Source organism: Proteobacteria bacterium CG1_02_64_396 (assembly GCA_001872725.1).
In the GTDB taxonomy this organism is placed as follows: domain Bacteria; phylum Pseudomonadota; class MNWR01; order CG1-02-64-396; family CG1-02-64-396; genus CG1-02-64-396.
Genome location: MNWR01000041.1, coordinates 1 through 17915, shown reverse-complemented (window position 1 = coordinate 17915; position 17915 = coordinate 1). Strand labels below are relative to the sequence as shown.

Genomic DNA, 17915 nt, shown 5'->3' with positions numbered 1-17915 from the left:
GACCTACCCGACGATCTTCGATCCGGAGTCCCTCTTGAACGACCCTCAACCTAAACCTCAACCCAGCGAATCGGAGCGGAAGTTCTTCCGGTTTTTGATGTGGTTTGTTCTGACCGTCCCCTTTTTGGCCCTGTTTTGGGCGTTGGTGATCGAGGGTCAGGCCCCCACCAGTCCGATCCCCTACGTCAAGAAGGTGGGGGAGGTGACCCTGAGTTTGCTGGTCAACTGGCACAACCCCGAGCCCGACCGTCCCAATACCCAGATTGCCCTGCATTTGAGCCACGACCAGGAGCCCGATCCGGGCCCCCTTGAGGGAGGCGAGCTGATGTTCGCGGTGGCCAGCAGCGAACGGGGGTTGGCCGATGCGCAGTGGCAGTCGATGCAGGAGGGGGGGCGCGGTTTTTACGTCGCCGATCACCCCTTCGACCACCCCGGTTTATGGTGGATCGGCATCCGGGTTGAGCGCTCCAAGGCGGGACGGGTCGAAACCGCCTTTTTCGTCACCGCCCCCGAGTCGAGTTTTCATCGCTGAGGCGATGGAAACAAAAAAGAAGGCGTCATTCCGGGCACAGGCGGTGCTGTTCCGGAATGACGCCTTTTTGCGGTGTGCTTTGAACGGGGGTCGATCCCCGATTGAAAGCGATCAGTGGGCGCGTCGTTCCATCCAGAAGTCGTAAATGTCGTTCACTACCCCCGGCAGCGCCTCCATCGACTCGGCCACCGTCTGGGCCAGCTCGTCTTCGGGAATCGGCGTCCCCTCGTCGGCCATCCCCTCTTCGTAGATCCCCGACAGCACCATCACCGGCACCATCAGCTCCACCAACTCGTCGCCCCCCTCCTGGAACCAGCGATCCTCCAGCATATGGACCCCCTCCCAGTAACCGAGGCACCAGCCGGCGTAATCGGGATTGGGATCCTCCTCGTCAAAATCGGGGACGAGGAAGGGGATCTCTTCACCCTGGGTCAACGCCTGGACCACCTCGTCGTTGAGGCGGCGGATCAGGTCGAGGATCGCCTCTTGCTCTTCGGGCGAAGACCACTGGGGATCGCCCAGGGCGGCGGTCAGCCAAACGTGTTCGGGGATTGCCTCGGGGCCGCTGGCGATGGCAACGAGGAACCCTTGCAGCATGTCGAGGGTGGGGGTGTCTTCCCGATCATCGTCGAGAAGAAAATCCTCCAAAATGTCGAGTTCCTCGGTGGTGAGGGTGGGGGCAGGAAGGGTCATCAAGGGCTCCGAAATCTTTTAATTTTGGGATGTTTCATGGGGATCGCGCAAAAGCGGCGGGAGTATGACCCTTCTTACCCCAACTGGCATCACCCCTCGTGGTACCACTGCTCAAGCGGAGCTCGATCCGGTTTAAAACGGTTCACCGGCGCCTCCACATCGGCCCAACCCACCGCAACAGAGCACACCACCCGCTGCGTTTCAGGAATGCCAAGCTGCCCCCGCAATACCTCGGGGTAGGCGGCGACCGAGGCCTGGGGGCAACTGCCCAATCCAGCCCGCCACAGCGCATCCAGAAGCGCATGTAAAAAGGTGCCGCTGTCGAAGAGCCCTCCGTCGGGAAGGCGGGCGTCGACCGTCAGCACCAGGGCGGCGGGGGCGCCGAACAAGGTAAAGTTGTCGCGCCATTGCTGCTGCCGTCCCGGCCGGTCGTCGCGGGCGATGCCCAGCGCCGCGTACAGGCTGAATCCACAGGCGCGACGGCGCTCGTGGTACGGTTCGACCGGTGCGTCGGGGTAGGAGGCAACCTCTTGATGCTGCGGCGCCCCGCTGTCGGCGGTGGCCAGCAGGGCGCCTCGCAGTGCCTCCAGGCGTGCGCCGACCACCGGGTAAAGGTGCCAAGGCTGCATGTTGCCCGAGGAGGGGGCCGCCTCGGCCGCCGCCCGCACGGCGTGGCGCAGCAGCTCGGGGGCGACCGGGTCGGGAAGGAAGGCGCGGATGGAGCGGCGGATGCCGTGGGGGGGGAAGGCCGGATTCATGCGTGGACGCGCCGCACCACCTCTTCCACCAACGCCTCGATCCCCTGGGCCACCGTGGCGATGTTGGCGGCGCACATGTAGGCGGGGGTCGAGACGATGTTGTGGGCCTTGTCGATCACGATCTGGGTTTCGTCCTTTTCGATGTGGCGGTTGCCGGTCGAAACGATAACGTCGGCGGTCTCCTTCTCGTCGCCGATGGTCAGGTCGATCCCTTTGCCCTTGAGTGCCAGGGCGAGCACCGCCGGGGTGATGCAGATGGCGCCGATCGGTTTACCGGCGGCGTAGACCGCCTGCATCGCCGCAGCGACCGAGGGGTGGACGGTGGCGCGTTCCCCGGCAAAGGCGAGGTTCGACAGGTTCTTGGCCGCCCCGAAGCCGCCGGGAAGGATCAAGGCGTCGACCGAGGCGGCGTCGAAGTCGGCCAGATCGTGGATGGCGCCGCGCACGATGCGGGCCGCCTCAACCATGACGTTGCGGGTTTGCCCCGGCATCTCTTGGCCGGTGATGTGGTTGATGACGTGGTGCTGCTCGATGTTGGGGGCGTAGGCGAGGGTTCGAACCCCGCCGCGCTCCAGCGCCAGCAGGGTGAGGACCGCCTCTTGAATCTCGGCGCCGTCGTAGACGCCGCAACCGGACAGGATGACGCCGATGGTGGCCATAACGCTCCTCCTTGGGGTAGATGGTGAGGGATGGGGCACTTTGCCCCCATCGCAGGGGGGTGGCAATCCCTTGGCGGATGCCCCAAGAATGGACAAAAAGGGGCTGGTTCGCTTTACTTCCCCCCTTTTGTCGCGACCTTGTTCCGCCGGCCTGGAGCCGTAGCGCTTCGGACCGGTTTTTTCTTGTCTTGGACCTGTCTCGGACCCAACACCATGTGGCGTAAGCAGTATCTCCTGACCCCCGGCCCCACCTCCGTTCCCGAATCGGTTTTGGCGGCGACCGCCCGACCGGTTATCCACCATCGTACCGGCGCCTTTGCCGAGGTTCTGGCCGAGGTGCGCCGCGAATTGTCGTATGTGTTCCAAACCGGGGAGGAGGTCTTGATCCTCACCGCGTCGGGAACCGGCGCGATGGAGGCGGCGATGGTCAACGCCTTCGCCCCCGGGCAAAAGGTGCTGGTGGTCAACGGCGGTAAGTTCGGCGAGCGCTGGCTCAACATCGCGGCCGCTTTCGGCATCGAGGTGGTCGAGATTGCGGTCTCTTGGGGCGAGGCGGTCGATCCGGCCGTGGTCGCTCAGGCGCTCAATGAGGATCCCTCCATCCGCGGGGTGCTGGTGCAGGCCAGCGAATCCTCCACCACCGTGGCCCACCCCATCGAACAACTCGCCGCCATCACCCGCGACCGCCCCAACTGCCTGCTGGTGGTCGATGCCGTCTCGGCGTTGGGGGCGATGGATCTGCCGATGGACGCCTGGGGCATCGACATCCTGCTGGCTGGCAGCCAAAAGGCGCTGATGCTCCCCCCCGGTTTGGCCTATGTTGCCCTGTCGCCCAAAGCCTGGGAGATGGTCGAGGCCAACCGCAGCGGCGGCCGCTTTTACTTCGATCTGAAGAAGGCACTCAAGCAGCAGAAGAACAACTCCTCGGCCTTCACCCCGGCGGTTTCGCTGGTGATTGGCCAATTGGAGGCGCTGCGCCAAATCAAAGAGGAGGGGATCGAGGCCTGCTTCGCCCGCCACCAATTGCTGGCCTACGCCACCCGCTCGGCTTTGACCGCCATGGGGCTGACTCTGCTCGCCCCCACCTCCCCCTCCCCCTCGGTGACCGGGGCGTTCGTCCCCGATGGGGTCGATTCGGGCAAGCTGGTCAAGCTGATGCGCGAAGAGATGGGGGTCGCCATCGCCGGCGGTCAGGATCAACTCAAGGGGCGGATTGTGCGCTTGAGCCACATGGGCCACTTTGGGGCCTTCGATCTGATCACCGGCATGGCCGCCCTTGAGATGGGGCTGCGCCGCCTGGGGGCCAAGATCGCCTTGGGCAGCGGGGTCGCCCGTGCCCAAGAGATCATTGAGGCCCAAGAGGCGGCAGCGGGGGCGGTTCGTGGCTGAGGCGGTGCTCGACCTCGACCGGGGCGACACCCCTGTGCTGCCGACCGGAGTTGAAGATCTGCTTCCTCCCGAAGCCAGCCGTTTGATGGCGTTGCGGGCCACATGGATGCGCTCCGCCGGGCTGTGGGGCTACGACGAGGTGATCGCCCCCCTGGTCGAGTACCTCGATCAACTCGCCCGGGGTCGGGGCGCCGCTTTGAGCCAGAAGATGATCCGTTTTTCCGATCCGGTCAGCGGTCGAACCATGGGGGTGCGGGCCGACCATACCCCGCAGATCGCCCGCATGGTCGCCCGCCGTTTGCGCCATCGCCCCTTTCCCCAGCGTTTGACCTACGCAGGTCCCGTATTGCGGGCCCAGCCCGGCTCCTCCGGGTCGGGGCGCGAGCTCTATCAGGCCGGCATCGAACTGCTCGGGGTGCCGGGGCCGGAGGGGGATGCCGAGGTTTTGATCGCCATGGACGATCTGCTCGCAGCCCTGGGTTTGAACCAGACGGTGATCGAGCTCAACCATGTGGGCATCGCCCAAGGTTTGCTGGAGGCGCTCGGTGGGGGGGAGACGGTGCGCTCCGGGGTGATTCGCGCCTTCCATCGCAAGGCGGCCCACGATTTGGCGGCGTTGGTGGGGTCGGGACGACCCGAATTGCTCAAGTTGATGAGCGATCTGGTCGCGCTGCACGGCCCCGCCGACCGGGTGCTGCCCGAGTTGCAGCGTTGGGCCGAGGGGCTGCCGCAGCTCAGCGTGGCCCAGCCTGAACTGGCTCCCACCATTGCCGGAATTCGGGCGGCGGTGGCCAATCTGGGGACGGTGGTCGAGCAATGCCGGGCGGCGGGATTGGGGGGGCGCTTGGCGCTCGATCCCACTGAGCTCAAGGGGCTCGATTACCACACCGGCTTGGTTTGGAACGCCTACTCGACCGGTCACCGCGAGGCGGTGGCGGTGGGGGGGCGTTACGACGGGTTGGTCGACAACACCGAGGGGACCGGCTGCTCGGTCGACCTGAAGGTGGTGCTCCATTTAACCCGCAGCAGGGCGGCGCCCCAGGCGTGCACCCTGGTTCGGTTGGCCTGGCCCACTGCGGGGGGGCAGGCCGGTTTTGCGTTGCTGCGCGCCCTGCACGGCGCCGGGATTGCCGCAGCGCGCTGCCGGTCCGAGAAGGCCGATCTGCACTGGAGCGTCGAAGGGTGGCGCGATCGCGACGGCCAAACGGTCGCTGATCCGCTGGCCTGGGCGCGATCGGTCTGATGCCTCAATACGACACCATGTACTTTTTTTCTTTTATTGCAGGTTTGGGTTAAAGCATGGCCAACATCGTGGTGGTAGGCACCCAATGGGGTGACGAAGGCAAGGGGAAGATCGTCGACTTCCTTACCGAATCGGCCGACATGGTCATTCGCTTCCAGGGGGGGGCCAACGCCGGCCATACCCTGGTGATCGGCGGTAAGAAGTATGTGCTGCATTTGATCCCCTCCGGGATCATCCGCGAAGGCAAGGTCTGCGTGATCGGCAACGGGGTGGTGATGGATCCCGAGGCGCTGATCGAAGAGATCGAGATCCTGCGCAAGAGCGGGGTGAAGGTCGAGGCCGACAACCTGCGCATCTCGGACCATGTGCATCTGATCCTCCCTTACCACCGGGCGGTGGACCGGGCCCGCGAGGCTTTCAAAGGGGATGGCAAGATCGGCACCACTGGGCGCGGCATCGGCCCCGCCTACGAAGACAAAGCCGGGCGGCGCGGGGTGCGGCTGTGCGATCTGTATCGCCCTGAGCTGCTGCGCCGCCGGGTCGACGAGGCGCTGCTCTACCACAACACCATCCTGACCCATCTGCTCGGCGGCTCGCCGGTCGAGGCGGGGCCAGTGATCGAGAAGCTACTGGAACAGGCCGAAATTCTGCGCCCGTTTATCTCCGACACCGGCGACACCATCGGCGCCGCCATCGAGGCCAAGCAATCGTTGCTTTTCGAGGGGGCGCAAGGGGGGATGCTCGACGTCGACCACGGCACCTACCCCTTTGTCACCTCATCCAACACCGTCGCCGGTGGGGCGCTCACCGGGGTGGGGCTGGGGCCTAAGGTGATCGACCGGGTTCTGGGGATCACCAAGGCCTATACGACGCGGGTCGGCAGCGGCCCCTTCCCGACCGAGCTGCTCGACGCAGATGGTGAGTTGCTGCGCAAGAAGGGGGACGAGTTCGGCGCCACCACCGGGCGGCCCCGCCGCTGCGGTTGGTTCGACGCCGTGGTGGTCCGCCACGCGGTGCGCACCTCGGGAATCGACGGTCTGGTGCTGACCAAGCTCGACGTGCTCGACTTGATGCCGACGATCAAGATCGCGGTGAGCTACAGCGCCGACGGCATCACCCGGCTCCATCCCCCCGCCGATGCCGATTGTTTGGCCAAGGCGCAGCCGATTTTTGAAGAGATGCCTGGTTGGAACGTCTCGACCAAGGGGGCAACCCGTTGGGAAGATCTGCCCATCGAGGCGCAGCGTTATATCCGCCGCATCGAAACCCTGGTGGGGGCACCGGTGGCGATCCTCTCGACCGGACCCGGTCGGGAAGAGACGATGATTCTGCGGCCCGACGTGCTCGCTGCCCAAGATTGAGAACAAGACATGATTCGATGGTTGGGGGGGGTCTCCGACCGCTGCGGTAAATACAAAAAAAGCAGGAAGACAGAGGAGGAAATCCCATGAGCAAAGGGTCCCAAAACAACGTGCAAGACGTGTTTCTCAACATCATCCGCCGGGACAAGGTTCCGGTGACCATCTTCTTGGTCAACGGGGTGAAGCTGCAGGGGACCGTGATCGCGTTCGACAATTTCGCGGTCATGCTCAAAAACCATGTGGTGCAGATGATCTACAAACACGCGATTTCCACCGTCATGCCCAGCCGCACGGTGCAGCTCTACAGTGCTCCGGACGAAGAAGAGGGCGTCCCCTCGACCTGAGGTTTTCACCCTGATCGAACAATCGCTGTTGCCCGGGCGTGCCCTGTGCGCCCACCGTCGCGCTCGCGACGAAGATACCCTGAGTGCCGAAACGGTCCTGGAGGAACTCACCCTCCTGGCCGACAGCGCGGGATTGGAGGTGGCAGGAAGCCGCCTTTTCCCCCACGCGGCCCCCTTTCATCCCGGCACCCTCTTCGGGCCGGGTCAGGTCGAATTGCTCAAAGAGCAAATCGCCGCAACCGGGGCCGATTTGCTCCTGGTCGACCACGCCACCACCCCCATCCAAGCCGCCAATCTGAGTAAAGCCCTTGAGGTCGAGGTCATGGACCGCACTGCGCTGATCCTCTGGATTTTCGCGCAACGGGCCCGTACCCGTGAGGGCAAGCTCCAGGTCGAATTGGCCCGCCTCGAATACCAAATGGGGCGCCTGGTGCGGGGCTGGACCCACCTGGAACGGCAGCGCGGCGGCATCGGGGTGCGGGGTGGTCCCGGCGAAACCCAGATCGAGCTCGACCGCCGCATGATCCGCGACCGCATGGATCGCATTAAGGACGACCTGGGCAAGGTCAAGCGCCACCGCGACAACCAGCGTCAGGGGCGCAAGCAACGCCCCCTGCCCGGCATCGCCCTGGTCGGCTACACCAACGCCGGCAAATCGACCCTCTTCCATCGCCTGACCGAAAAGGGGGTGCTGATCGCCGATCAGCTCTTCGCCACCCTCGACCCCACCGTCTGCGGCCTCGACCTCCCCTCGGGGCAGCGCATTGTTCTGTCCGACACGGTTGGTTTCATCCGCCATTTGCCCCACATGCTGGTCGCCGCCTTCCGCGCCACGTTGGAAGAGGTGCTGGAGGCGCGGCTGCTGTTGCATGTGGTCGACATCTCCGATCCCGAATGGCAGCGCTCGGTCGACGCAGTGGAGGAGGTGCTGCGTGAGCTGGGGGCCGACGAGATCCCGGTCTTGATGGTCGCCAACAAGATCGACCGTTTGCCCGAACCGGTTTTGCCCGAAGGGTGGGTCGGGATTTCGGCCCTGACAGGCGAGGGGATCGAGGGTTTGTTGCAGGTGGTCGACGCCCATTTGGAAGAGGATCGTCGCACCCGTCCCCTGAGTCTTCCGGTCGCCGACGGCGCCACGATTGCCTGGATCAAGAGCCGCGGCAAGGTCGAGCAGGAGCAAATTGAAGAACTGGAATGGCGGGGAATCGTGACCCTGACGGTCGAAGACTGGGGGCGGCTGGAGCGGATGCTCAGGGGTAACGACTGAAAGAAAACGTAGCTGCTGTGGAGGTAGTCTTTGTGCAATTTGGCCCTTGAAATTTCAAACGGATGGGTCCAAGGTACTTGAACTTGACTCTCAAAGTCGAGTTCAAGGGGGTCTTCGTCAAGAACCAGGAGGTCGCGATGAAAACGTCAGTTTGGGTGGGGCTGACATCGTTGGGGATGGCTGCATCGGGCATCCTGCTGCCTGTTTTGCTGGGCGCGAGCAATTCGGAGCGCTGGCGTCCGGTCGTAGCGGTCGACACCGAGACGATGGATCTGGATGAGCGGCCAGGTCGGGTAGGGTCGTCAAGACCGGGGGAGCGTGCGCCTCAAGTCGGGATCGTTCCGGCGCCTCAACCCCGCGCGACACCCTCATCCCCGTGGTTGACCCGCATCGCCAACAAGGTGACCCAGCCTCTGTTGCGGCAGGCCCCGTTTCAGGGGAAACGGGATCGGCAAGATCACCGACCCCGAACCTGGTAAGCCCTTTAGGGAAACGCTGATTCAAGGCTCCTGCCTTGAATCAGCACGCTACGCAAAAACCAGAAGTAGGCGCCCTGAGGCGGCGATCATTTTTGCTTCGCTTGCAAAACCAGCCGAGCTTCGGCGACTTAGGTCGCCTCCTACGTTCCTGATTTTGGCGACCCATCCGTGGGCCGCTCGGAAGCGCCAATCAATCAGCGCTTCCTAAAAAAAAGGGGGGCATTGGCAGCTGCCAATGCCCCCCTTTTTTGTTCACGCCCCGATTTTGCTCTGCAACACCGCAATCTGCCTGACCACCTCGTCGCCCCACACCGGATAACCCAATGCCGTGTTGACCTGGGCACAGACGGTCTCAGCCGCAGTGGCGCGCAGGGTATCGACATCGCCGATGCCCCCCCGGACCAACCATTGAGCGGTCAGGGTGCCTACCCCCGGCAACCGCGCCAAGCGGGCGATGGAGGTCAGGTTGCGACAGCGTCCCAGCTCAATCACCCCCTCGATACGGGTATGCAGATCTTCGCCGCTCAGGTCGGCGATGGTGTCCTCGTTGAGCGCCGCCAGTTTGATCCAGGTCCATTCTTTCTCGGTGACGAAGGGGCGGTTTTCGCTGAGTTTGTAAGGGGGACGGGTTTTCAAGGTGCCTCCTCGGGCTGCGGTTTTTCGATGATGAGTCGGGCATAACGGCCCATCCGCATCACGGTCGCCTCTCTCACGGTAAAGCCGACCTTTTGGCAGATGTAGACCAGATCTTCCCAGGTAAAACGGTTGTGTTCGATGAAGTGGGTGAAGAGGTCATCGAGCGATTCGGTGGTGGCCTCTGGGCCGAACACCGCCTCTTCCGTGGTTTGTGCCTCGACGTAGCGGGCCAGCGGCGCCCGCACCCAATCGAGCACAAACATCCGCCCCCCCGGTTTGAGGCAGCGAAAGACCTCTTGCAGCGCCCGGATCGGTTGGGTCATCTCGTGCAGCACCACCGAGGCCATGGCGGCATCGACCGAGTTGTCGGGTAGTGGCAGTTTGGGGTCATGCAGATCGGCGACCAGGATTTCACAGCCGACAGGCATATCGACCTGAGCTTCCAACATATAGGGGGCGCATTCGACGCCATAGACCTTGCCGCCCTGGTACCGCTTGCCCAGCGCCTGGACCAACATGCCGGGGCCGCTGCCCAGGTCAATCAGGGTTGGTTGTTCGGGCAGAACCGGGCCAATGAGGCGATCCCAGTCGGACCAGAACGCGTCGCCAAAACGGTGGTGGAACGATTCGATCATCATCTGGGCGAACTTCGCGCCGTCACGATGGTGGGCATCGAGCATCGCCTGGGTGGCATGAAGGGTGGTGGCCATAGGGACTCCTTGGGTGGAAGAACCGAGGGGCGCCATGATGGGGAGATGGGGCTGACAGACAAGGAAAACGGGGAAAGAGATGAAGGATTGTGATGGGGGGATAGGGGGAAGGGCGGGCTGATCTTGTCCCCTGAACGTCGACACCCAGGATGATTCGATGTCAGAAAGTCGGGGTCTGTTGCCGCCAAAAAGGTTGTATCTAGACGGGGGTTTGAGTATAACCCGCACCCCTTCGGGCGCCCTGTCTGGCGTCCACCCCTTGAGCTGGAGGATCGGCTGGCTTTGGGGTTGTTTTTTCCGATACCAAGAGGTTCGAAGGCAATGTCGATTACCCCTGAGAAGAAAACCGAATTGATGGCCGAGTACGCCACCCACGAAGGTGATACCGGCTCCCCCGAAGTGCAGGTTGCGGTTCTGACCCACCGCATCAACGTCCTGACCGAGCACTTCAAGACCCACCACAAAGATCACCACTCGCGCCGCGGTCTGCTTAAGATGGTCGGCCAGCGCCGTCGGTTGCTCGACTACGTCAAGCGTAAGGATTTCGCCCGTTACGAGTCGTTGATTAAGCGTCTGGGCCTGCGCCGCTAAGCGGGCGTCTGGTTTGAGATTCAAAGCGCTTTATCGCTGAAGTGAACCAAGCCCCACGTTGGCCGGTGTGCCGACGTGGGGCTTCGTTATTTTCGGACCGGACCGTCATGGCCTGGGCCGTCGTTCATTCAGATGGGGTGGGAATCATCCCCCGGCCCCATGCGATTGACCGATGCGTTCAGGGACGATGGCGGCTCCTGGTCCATTCGCAGAGCCCCGCTGTGTGTGGTGGGGCCAGACTCAACCCAGGAGTGATCCATGTTCAACATCGTCAAGGAATCCATCGAGTGGGGTGGTCGTACCCTGACCATCGAAACCGGTCGCATGGCCCGTCAGGCGGGCGGTAGCGCCCTGGTCACCTACGGCGACACCATCGTCCTGGTCACCGCGACCCGCGCCCCCTCGGCCCGCTCCGACGTCGATTTTCTGCCCCTGACCGTCAACTACGTCGAGAAGACCTACGCTGCGGGCAAGATCCCCGGCGGCTTCTTCAAGCGCGAGGGGCGCCCCTCTGAAAAAGAGACCCTGACCTCCCGTTTGATCGATCGTCCGATCCGTCCCCTTTTCCCCAAGGGGTACCACTTCGAGACCCAAATCGTCGCCACCGTGCTCTCGTTCGACCTTGAGAACGATTCCGACGTCCCGGCGATGATCGGCGCCTCGGCCGCCTGCGCCCTGGCCGGTCTGCCCCTGCAGGGCTGGATCGCCGGTTCGCGCGTCGGCTACATCGACGGTCAGTACGTCCTCAACCCCACCCTGGAGCAGATCAAGAACACCGACCTGAACCTGATGCTGGCTGGCACCAAAGACGCCGTGCTGATGGTGGAATCCGAGGCCAGCGGTCTGAGCGAAGAGGTCATGCTCGGTTCGGTGATTTTCGGCCACGATGCCTGCGTGCCGGTGATCGACCTGATCGAAAAGGTCCGTGCCGCCGCCAACCGCCCCGTGATGGACTTTGTCACCCCTGCCAAGGACGCGATCCTGGCCGAGGAGGTCAAGGCAATCGTGGGCGCCGATCTTGAGACCGCCTACTCGACCACCGACAAGCAAAGCCGAGTCGCCCTGCTGGAGGCGGCCCGCGCCAAGGTGCTCGACGCTCTGGCCCCCGAGGGGAGCGACGACGAGCGCATCAACGCGGTGAAGGGGCAGTTCAAATCGCTTGAGAAAAAGATCGTTCGCGGTCGCATCACCCGTGGCGAGCCCCGCATCGACGGCCGCGCCCACGATCAGGTCCGCCCCATCGTGGCCGAGGCCAGCGTGCTGCCCCGCGCCCACGGTTCGGCCCTGTTCACCCGTGGTGAGACCCAAGGTTTGGTCATCTGCACCCTGGGGACCGGCGACGACGAGCAGATCATCGACGCCCTTGAGGGCTCCAGCCGTCGCGGCTTCTTGTTCCACTACAACTTCCCCCCTTTCAGCACCGGCGAAGTGAAGCGGATGATCTCCCCCGGTCGCCGCGAAATCGGCCACGGCAAGCTGGCTGAGCGCGCCGTCGCCGCCGTGCTGCCCGGTAAAGAGGCCTTCCCCTACACCATCCGGGTCGTCTCCGAGATTCTGGAGTCCAACGGCTCCTCCTCGATGGCCTCGGTCTGCGGCGCCTCGATGGCGCTGATGGATGCCGGCGTGCCGATCAAGGCCCCGGTGGCCGGGATCGCCATGGGCTTGATTCTGGAGGAGGACGGCTCCTGGGCGGTCATCTCCGACATCCTGGGCGACGAGGATCACCTGGGCGACATGGACTTCAAGGTCGCCGGGACCGCCGACGGCATCACCGCCCTGCAGATGGACATCAAGGTTGCGGGGATCACCCGTGAGATCATGGCCAAGGCGCTCGATCAGGCCCGTGGTGGCCGCTTGCACATCCTGGGCGAGATGGCCAAGGGGATCGACGCGACCCGTCCCGATATGTCCGATTACGCTCCGCGCATCGTCACCATCAAGATTCCGGTCGACAAAATCCGCGAAGTGATCGGTACCGGCGGCAAGGTGATCCGTTCGATCACTGAGGAGTGCGGTGTCAAGATCGACATTCAAGACGACGGCACCATCTTCATCGCCTCCCCCAGTGGCGAGGCGCTGCGCAAGGGGCAGGAGCGGATCAACGCCATCGTCTCCGATATCGAGTCCGGTCAGGTCTTTGAGGGCAAGGTGGTCCGCATTATGGAGTTCGGTGCCTTCGTCAACCTCAAGCCCGGCACCGACGGTTTGGTCCACATCTCCGAACTTTCGAAGGAGCGGGTCAAGACGGTCACCGACGTGGTCAACGAGGGTGACGTAGTCAAGGTCAAGGTGCTCGACGTTGATCCCCGCACCAAGAAGATCCGCCTGTCCATGAAAGCCCTTCTGGCCGATTGATAGGAGCCCTCCCCCCCGCCGCAAGGTGGGGGGGAGGGGCCATCATGAGCACAGCCTCCAATACCCCCACACGTCCTCAGGCGGTTCCAGCCGGCCCTTTCTTTCGGCTGGCGGCGCTGTTTTACGATCTGCTGATCCTGGCCTCGTTGCTGTTCCTGGTGTCGGCGCTGACCCTGTGGCTACTGCCCGAGGGGGTACGCACCACGCCGCTGGGTCATGGGATCACCCTCCTCCTGGCGGTTCTGACGATCTACCTCTACCACTTCTATTTTTGGCTGAAGGGGGGATCGACCAGCGGGCAGGCGCCGTGGAAGTTGCGGGTGGTGCAGATCGACGGTCGCCATGTTACCGCCCAACAGGCGGCGCTGCGCACGCTGTATTTGCTGGCACTTTGGCCGATTGGCTGGGTGTGGTGGTTTTTCAGCGATGGCCGCCTGCTGCACGAGGTGCTCAGCCAGACCCGGACCGCCCGCATCGTCCAGGCCCCCTAATTTCAAGCTGCCGGGTCGTCCCGGCACTGTGTCGAACCCCTGCGAGTTGATCCCATGCGTACCCATCATTGTGGCGCCCTGCGTACCAGTCACATCGGTCAAACCGTGGTTTTGGACGGATGGGTGCACCGCCGCCGCGATCACGGCGGGGTGATCTTCGTCGATCTGCGCGACCGCTACGGCCTGACCCAGGTCGTTTTTAATCCCAACGACGGCGACGCCGAATTCGCCGAGGCGGCCAAACATCTGCGCAGCGAGGATGTGCTGCGGGTGATTGGCGTCTGCCGCGCCCGTCCCGAGGGGACCCTCAATCCCAAGCTGGCCACCGGCACCATCGAGGTGGTCGCCCAGGAATTGACGATCCACAACAAGGCGGCGACCCCCCCCTTCATGATCGACGATCAGTCGGAGCCCAGCGAAGCGCTGCGCCTGACCTACCGCTACCTAGAGATGCGGCGCGGTCCGGTGTTGGAGGCGTTGGCGCTGCGTCATCAAGTGACCCGGGCGGCCCGGGCCTACCTTGAAGACGAAGGGTTCATGGAGGTCGAAACCCCGATCCTGACCAAGTCGACCCCCGAGGGGGCCCGCGATTACCTGGTGCCGTCGCGGACCCAGAACGGCTCCTTCTTCGCCCTGCCCCAATCGCCCCAACTTTTTAAGCAGCTGCTGATGATGGGTGGGGTCGACCGCTACTATCAGATCGCCCGCTGCTTTCGCGACGAGGATCTGCGCGCCGACCGGCAGCCGGAGTTCACCCAGATCGACATCGAGACCTCGTTTCTGAATCGCGACGAGGTTATGGGGATCACCGAGGGGATGATCCGTCACGTCTTCAAGACGGTGGCCGGGATCGACCTGCCCCCCCTGAAGCGGATGGATTACTGGGAGGCGGTGAACAAATACGGCACCGACCGCCCCGATGTGCGCTTCGGGCTGTGCCACCTCGACCTGACCCAGTGGGCCAGCGGGGTGGAGTTCAAGGTCTTCCGGGGTGCGGTCGACGGCGGCGGCATCGTTAAGGCGATCCGGGTGCCTGGCGGCACCGCGATGAGCCGGGGGCAGATCGACGAGCTGACCAAGTTCGTCGGGGAGCACGGCGCCAAGGGGCTGGCTTGGATCAAGGTCAATCCCGACGGCTTGCAGTCCCCCATCGTCAAGTTCTTCGCGGACGCCGAGATCGAGGCGCTCAAAGAGGCGACCGGCATGAAGGAGGGGGACATCATCTTCTTCGGTGCGGGGGATGCCAAAACGACCCACGAGGTGATGCACCAGCTGCGCACCCGTTTGGGCCGCGATCTGAACCTGATTCCTCAAGGGGTGTGGGCGCCGCTGTGGGTGGTCGACTTCCCAATGTTCGAGTGGAACAAAGACGAAAACCGCTGGGAGGCGCTGCACCACCCCTTCACCGCCCCTAACCCCGAAGATGCCCCTGTGATGGAAGAAAACCCAGGACGGATTCGCTCCGAGGCCTACGATCTGGTCCTCAACGGGGTCGAGGTGGGGGGTGGTTCGATCCGTATTCATACCCCCGCGATGCAGGAGCGGATTTTCAAGCTGCTGGGCTTAAGCGAAGAGGATGTCAACGTCAAATTCGGCTTCCTGATCGAAGCGCTCCAATACGGCGCCCCCCCGCACGGCGGACTCGCCTTTGGCTTGGATCGCTTGGTGACGATGTTGGCCGGGCGGGAGTCGATCCGCGACGTCATCGCCTTCCCCAAAACCCAGCGCGCCACCTGCTTGCTCACCGACGCCCCCTCTGGGGTGGCGGAAAACCAACTGCGCGATCTGGGGATTCGACTGCGCAAGCTACCGGGCAGCGAGGGTGGCAAGGAGGGGTAAACCCCTCCTCTTTGGCGATGTGCAAATCAAGCGGCCTTTGTGCCGCTTTTTTTGTGCGCTGTATCGCCTATCTTTCGAAAATCACCCCGCCCCCGAGACTGGGGGATTGCATTCCTCCTCCCAATGGGGACAGTAGGCGCATAAGTTCACCCGCCCCATTTCCGCCCATTGCGCACCGATCATCCAAAAACCAAACCGCACGGGGGAGTTCATGAAAAAGCTACTCATCGCCCTGGCCTTAGGACTGCTGACGAGCAGCTCCGCTTGGGCCGAAATTTCGTTCGCCATTTTGCCGGTCGAGGGCAAAGGGGGGGTCTCTCAGGTCCAAATCGGTGAGGCCGAAACCTCGCTCTACAAGAACATGATCGAGAGCCACAAATTCAAGATCGTCGACCGCAACCGGATCCAGGCGATCATGCAGGAGCAACGTCTTCAGACCTCGGGGGTGATCGATCCCAACAAGATCGTCGAGCTGGGCAAGATCGCCGGCGCCGACAAACTCATCGCCACCACCTTGTACAAGGATTCCTCCGGCGATGTGGTGGCCAGCTTCTCGGTCATTGATATCACCACCGGCAGTGTCGAGCGGACCGCGGTTGAGGGGACCAGCAACTTCACCGCCAGCGATCAGGGGCGGATGGTGGCTGCCAACATCCTCAACTCCTACCCGTTGTTGGGCGAGATCCTCGGGGTCGCCAAGGGGGTGTTCATCATCGATTTGGGGCAAACCCATGGGCTCAAGCCGGGCGACCGCCTCTTCGTTGAGCGCAAAACCCAGCTGTTGGGGGACGACGGCGAGGTGCTCTTCAACGAAGAGAACCGGGTCGGTCAGTTGGAGGTGGTGAAGGTTAGCGGTGACCGCACCATGACCAAACTCAAGTCGAGCGTCGATGCCAACGATCCCCCGGCCAAGGGCGATTGGGTCTCTCCCGAACCGATTCCCATGAAAGACGCGGTGGTCTCCACCACCCCGTTGCTGCCCAACATTACCGAGGGGAAACTGCTGCTCGAAGACGAAATGGATCAGCATTACTTGGTGGTTAACGAGGGGAAGGGGGAGGCCTATCGGCGCGGCAAACTGCACCTCGATGCGACCGGCAATGAATCGATCCACGCCTACACCCACTACCCACCACCCTGGAACAACCTGGATAATTTCATTATTGAGGGGGATGTGGAGTTCCAGCCCATCGAGGGTAAGTACCAATCGATGGCCATCGAATTCCGCAGCAGTGGCGGCTACATCGAGAGCGACTCCTACTTCTTCCTTTGGTACAACGACGGTGAATACCGCCTGGGTCGCTACCGCCAAGGCAAGAGCTTCTACATCTTGAAGGGGTTCACCTCGCCCGCCATCAACCCCGGCCTTGAAAAGAATCACTTCAAGGTTGTGGCGGTGGGTTCCAAGATCGATTGCTACATGAACGGCAAATTCGTGGTTGGCTTTGAGGATGAGTACTGGGAGCGGGGCGAGGTCGGTTTTCTCGCCTCCTCCGGCGGTTACTCGGTGGTCGACGACGTTAAGCTCTGGGAGCCGGTTCAGCGGTAAGCGGCATCCCGTCGTAGCAGAAAAAAAACCCCGGCAGGGTCGCCTGCCGGGGTTTTTTTGTGGGTGGTTGCGTTCTCGACCCGCAGTGGCAGCCCTTGGCCATGATGCTGGGGCCATGGGTGGTGTAGGGTGTCAAGCGACGCTCAGGCAAAGGAGATCACCATGGCTTTGAATCGGTCCCATAACCGGCCCGAACCACCCCGCGACCGGCAAGATTGGCCCGGCTCCCACACCAAGTTGCTCGTGATTGTGTTGTGGGCGTTTGCAGTCTTGTGGAACGGGGCAACCCTGCCGGTACTGGACGAGATTTTGGTGCAGGTTCCGAGCGGGAGCCCTTGGGCCATTGCGGGGTTGTTGATTCCGCTCTTCGGTGTAGGACTGGTGGTAGCGGCGATTCGGCGCACGGTGGAATGGCGCCGTTTTGGCGAGCCCACCCTGACGATGAATCCCCCTGTGGCGACGGTGGGGGGGGTGTTGGGGGGGCATCTGGCGTTGAGACTCCCCGACGGCGATCAGGGGCGATTTGTCGCAACCTTGAGTTGCCTGCATGAGGTGGTCGTGCGCGGACGCAGCGAGCACACCATCGTCTGGCAGGACCAACGAACGATCACTCCACAACGGCGCGGGGCGATCTTGAGTCTGGGGTTTCAATTCGCGATCCCCGAACAACTCCCCCCCTCGTCACCCCCACCCCACAACGACTACCTCTGGAATTTACACCTGAGCGGCGCGCTTGAAGGGGTCAATCTTGATCGACATGAAGTGGACCCCAAAAACTGGACAGTAGGTTTTGTTAAGACCGAGGGGGCATGATTGGCGAGAGCGAGGAGCCAAGCGATGCCCGGAAAACACAAACGACACAGTGCGCAGTTCAAGGCGAAGGTGGCGCTGGAGGCCCTGAAGGGGGTCAAAACCACAAGCGAGTTGGCCAGTGAACACCAAATCCACCCGGCGCAGATCAGCCAGTGGAAGAAGGTGGCCATGGAGGGGCTGTCGACCCTTTTTGAGCGTCCAGGCAG

The 17915-nt window shown here is 63.0% G+C and carries 18 protein-coding genes and 1 pseudogene; 14 read left to right on the top strand and 5 right to left on the bottom strand.

Translation table 11 applies throughout. The features are described 5' to 3' along the window. Positions 1-34 precede the first annotated feature (34 nt). A complete protein-coding gene (locus AUJ55_05195; GenBank protein OIO58429.1) occupies positions 35-532 on the top strand; it encodes a hypothetical protein in 498 nt (165 codons plus the stop codon). A 111-nt stretch (positions 533-643) separates the two neighbouring features. Here the strand turns inward: AUJ55_05195 and AUJ55_05190 are convergent, their stop codons facing one another. The 3 genes from AUJ55_05190 to AUJ55_05180 form a co-directional block, all read right to left on the bottom strand. Beyond that, positions 644-1225 carry a hypothetical protein gene (locus tag AUJ55_05190; protein OIO58428.1) on the bottom strand — a complete coding sequence of 194 codons (582 nt, stop codon included), beginning with the start codon at positions 1223-1225 and terminating at the stop codon, positions 644-646. 89 nt (positions 1226-1314) lie between these two features. Continuing rightward, a complete protein-coding gene (locus tag AUJ55_05185; protein ID OIO58427.1) occupies positions 1315-1983 on the bottom strand; it encodes a hypothetical protein in 669 nt (222 codons plus the stop codon). Then, on the bottom strand, positions 1980-2642 hold the full coding sequence (locus tag AUJ55_05180) for an isoprenoid biosynthesis protein ElbB (protein ID OIO58426.1): 663 nt from the start codon (positions 2640-2642) through the stop codon (positions 1980-1982). The genes AUJ55_05185 and AUJ55_05180 overlap by 4 nt, the downstream gene beginning before the upstream one ends. A gap of 213 nt (positions 2643-2855) precedes the next feature. Between AUJ55_05180 and AUJ55_05175 the strand changes: the two genes are divergently transcribed. The 6 genes from AUJ55_05175 to AUJ55_05150 all read left to right on the top strand — a co-directional run bounded on the left by AUJ55_05175 (position 2856) and on the right by AUJ55_05150 (position 8725). Beyond that, the gene (locus AUJ55_05175) at positions 2856-4031 is read left to right on the top strand and encodes a class V aminotransferase (protein ID OIO58439.1); all 1176 of its coding nucleotides are present in this window, start codon (positions 2856-2858) and stop codon (positions 4029-4031) included. Beyond that, on the top strand, positions 4024-5274 hold the full coding sequence (locus tag AUJ55_05170) for a hypothetical protein (protein OIO58425.1): 1251 nt from the start codon (positions 4024-4026) through the stop codon (positions 5272-5274). The genes AUJ55_05175 and AUJ55_05170 overlap by 8 nt, the downstream gene beginning before the upstream one ends. Before the next feature lie 56 nt (positions 5275-5330). Next, a complete protein-coding gene (locus AUJ55_05165) occupies positions 5331-6635 on the top strand; it encodes an adenylosuccinate synthase (GenBank protein ID OIO58424.1) in 1305 nt (434 codons plus the stop codon). Positions 6636-6721: 86 nt separating this feature from the next. Then, the gene (locus tag AUJ55_05160; GenBank protein ID OIO58423.1) at positions 6722-6979 is read left to right on the top strand and encodes an RNA chaperone Hfq; all 258 of its coding nucleotides are present in this window, start codon (positions 6722-6724) and stop codon (positions 6977-6979) included. A 28-nt stretch (positions 6980-7007) separates the two neighbouring features. Then, the gene (locus tag AUJ55_05155; GenBank protein ID OIO58422.1) at positions 7008-8246 is read left to right on the top strand and encodes a GTPase HflX; all 1239 of its coding nucleotides are present in this window, start codon (positions 7008-7010) and stop codon (positions 8244-8246) included. Positions 8247-8308: 62 nt separating this feature from the next. Beyond that, positions 8309-8725, top strand: a complete 417-nt coding sequence (locus AUJ55_05150; GenBank protein ID OIO58421.1) for a hypothetical protein — start codon at positions 8309-8311, stop codon at positions 8723-8725. A 252-nt stretch (positions 8726-8977) separates the two neighbouring features. Here AUJ55_05150 and AUJ55_05145 read toward each other — a convergent pair whose 3' ends face one another. Both AUJ55_05145 and AUJ55_05140 read right to left on the bottom strand, forming a co-directional pair. Continuing rightward, positions 8978-9361: a hypothetical protein gene (locus AUJ55_05145; GenBank protein ID OIO58420.1), complete on the bottom strand. Its 384-nt coding sequence runs from the start codon at positions 9359-9361 to the stop codon at positions 8978-8980. Further along, positions 9358-10071, bottom strand: coding sequence for a hypothetical protein (locus AUJ55_05140; protein ID OIO58419.1), 714 nt, complete (start codon positions 10069-10071; stop codon positions 9358-9360). The genes AUJ55_05145 and AUJ55_05140 overlap by 4 nt, the downstream gene beginning before the upstream one ends. 321 nt (positions 10072-10392) lie before the next feature. Here AUJ55_05140 and AUJ55_05135 point away from each other — a divergent pair, with 321 nt between their 5' ends. From AUJ55_05135 to AUJ55_05105, 7 genes and pseudogenes are all read left to right on the top strand, one after another. Further along, entirely contained in the window at positions 10393-10662 is a 270-nt protein-coding gene (locus AUJ55_05135; protein ID OIO58418.1) for a 30S ribosomal protein S15, read from the top strand. Between the two features lie 258 nt (positions 10663-10920). Then, complete coding sequence (locus AUJ55_05130; GenBank protein ID OIO58417.1) at positions 10921-13017, top strand: polyribonucleotide nucleotidyltransferase; 2097 nt, start codon at positions 10921-10923, stop codon at positions 13015-13017. Between the two features lie 44 nt (positions 13018-13061). After that, complete coding sequence (locus AUJ55_05125; GenBank protein ID OIO58416.1) at positions 13062-13508, top strand: hypothetical protein; 447 nt, start codon at positions 13062-13064, stop codon at positions 13506-13508. A gap of 54 nt (positions 13509-13562) precedes the next feature. After that, positions 13563-15347: an aspartate--tRNA ligase gene (locus AUJ55_05120; GenBank protein ID OIO58415.1), complete on the top strand. Its 1785-nt coding sequence runs from the start codon at positions 13563-13565 to the stop codon at positions 15345-15347. 211 nt (positions 15348-15558) lie between these two features. Next, a complete protein-coding gene (locus AUJ55_05115) occupies positions 15559-16896 on the top strand; it encodes a hypothetical protein (protein ID OIO58414.1) in 1338 nt (445 codons plus the stop codon). Between the two features lie 162 nt (positions 16897-17058). Continuing rightward, the gene (locus AUJ55_05110; protein OIO58413.1) at positions 17059-17709 is read left to right on the top strand and encodes a hypothetical protein; all 651 of its coding nucleotides are present in this window, start codon (positions 17059-17061) and stop codon (positions 17707-17709) included. 24 nt (positions 17710-17733) lie between these two features. Continuing rightward, a pseudogene (locus tag AUJ55_05105) lies at positions 17734-17915 on the top strand (transposase).

What these genes read in the sequence shown, in the direction of transcription:
- AUJ55_05190 (OIO58428.1), bottom strand. Translation starts at nt 1,225, where the DNA reads ATGACCCTTCCTGCCCCCACCCTCACCACCGAGGAACTCGACATTTTG.
- AUJ55_05185 (OIO58427.1), bottom strand. Translation starts at nt 1,983, where the DNA reads ATGAATCCGGCCTTCCCCCCCCACGGCATCCGCCGCTCCATCCGCGCC.
- AUJ55_05180 (OIO58426.1), bottom strand. Translation starts at nt 2,642, where the DNA reads ATGGCCACCATCGGCGTCATCCTGTCCGGTTGCGGCGTCTACGACGGC.
- AUJ55_05175 (OIO58439.1), top strand. Translation starts at nt 2,856, where the DNA reads ATGTGGCGTAAGCAGTATCTCCTGACCCCCGGCCCCACCTCCGTTCCC.
- AUJ55_05165 (OIO58424.1), top strand. Translation starts at nt 5,331, where the DNA reads ATGGCCAACATCGTGGTGGTAGGCACCCAATGGGGTGACGAAGGCAAG.
- AUJ55_05160 (OIO58423.1), top strand. Translation starts at nt 6,722, where the DNA reads ATGAGCAAAGGGTCCCAAAACAACGTGCAAGACGTGTTTCTCAACATC.
- AUJ55_05150 (OIO58421.1), top strand. Translation starts at nt 8,309, where the DNA reads ATGGGTCCAAGGTACTTGAACTTGACTCTCAAAGTCGAGTTCAAGGGG.
- AUJ55_05140 (OIO58419.1), bottom strand. Translation starts at nt 10,071, where the DNA reads ATGGCCACCACCCTTCATGCCACCCAGGCGATGCTCGATGCCCACCAT.
- AUJ55_05135 (OIO58418.1), top strand. Translation starts at nt 10,393, where the DNA reads ATGTCGATTACCCCTGAGAAGAAAACCGAATTGATGGCCGAGTACGCC.
- AUJ55_05130 (OIO58417.1), top strand. Translation starts at nt 10,921, where the DNA reads ATGTTCAACATCGTCAAGGAATCCATCGAGTGGGGTGGTCGTACCCTG.
- AUJ55_05125 (OIO58416.1), top strand. Translation starts at nt 13,062, where the DNA reads ATGAGCACAGCCTCCAATACCCCCACACGTCCTCAGGCGGTTCCAGCC.
- AUJ55_05120 (OIO58415.1), top strand. Translation starts at nt 13,563, where the DNA reads ATGCGTACCCATCATTGTGGCGCCCTGCGTACCAGTCACATCGGTCAA.
- AUJ55_05115 (OIO58414.1), top strand. Translation starts at nt 15,559, where the DNA reads ATGAAAAAGCTACTCATCGCCCTGGCCTTAGGACTGCTGACGAGCAGC.
- AUJ55_05110 (OIO58413.1), top strand. Translation starts at nt 17,059, where the DNA reads ATGGCTTTGAATCGGTCCCATAACCGGCCCGAACCACCCCGCGACCGG.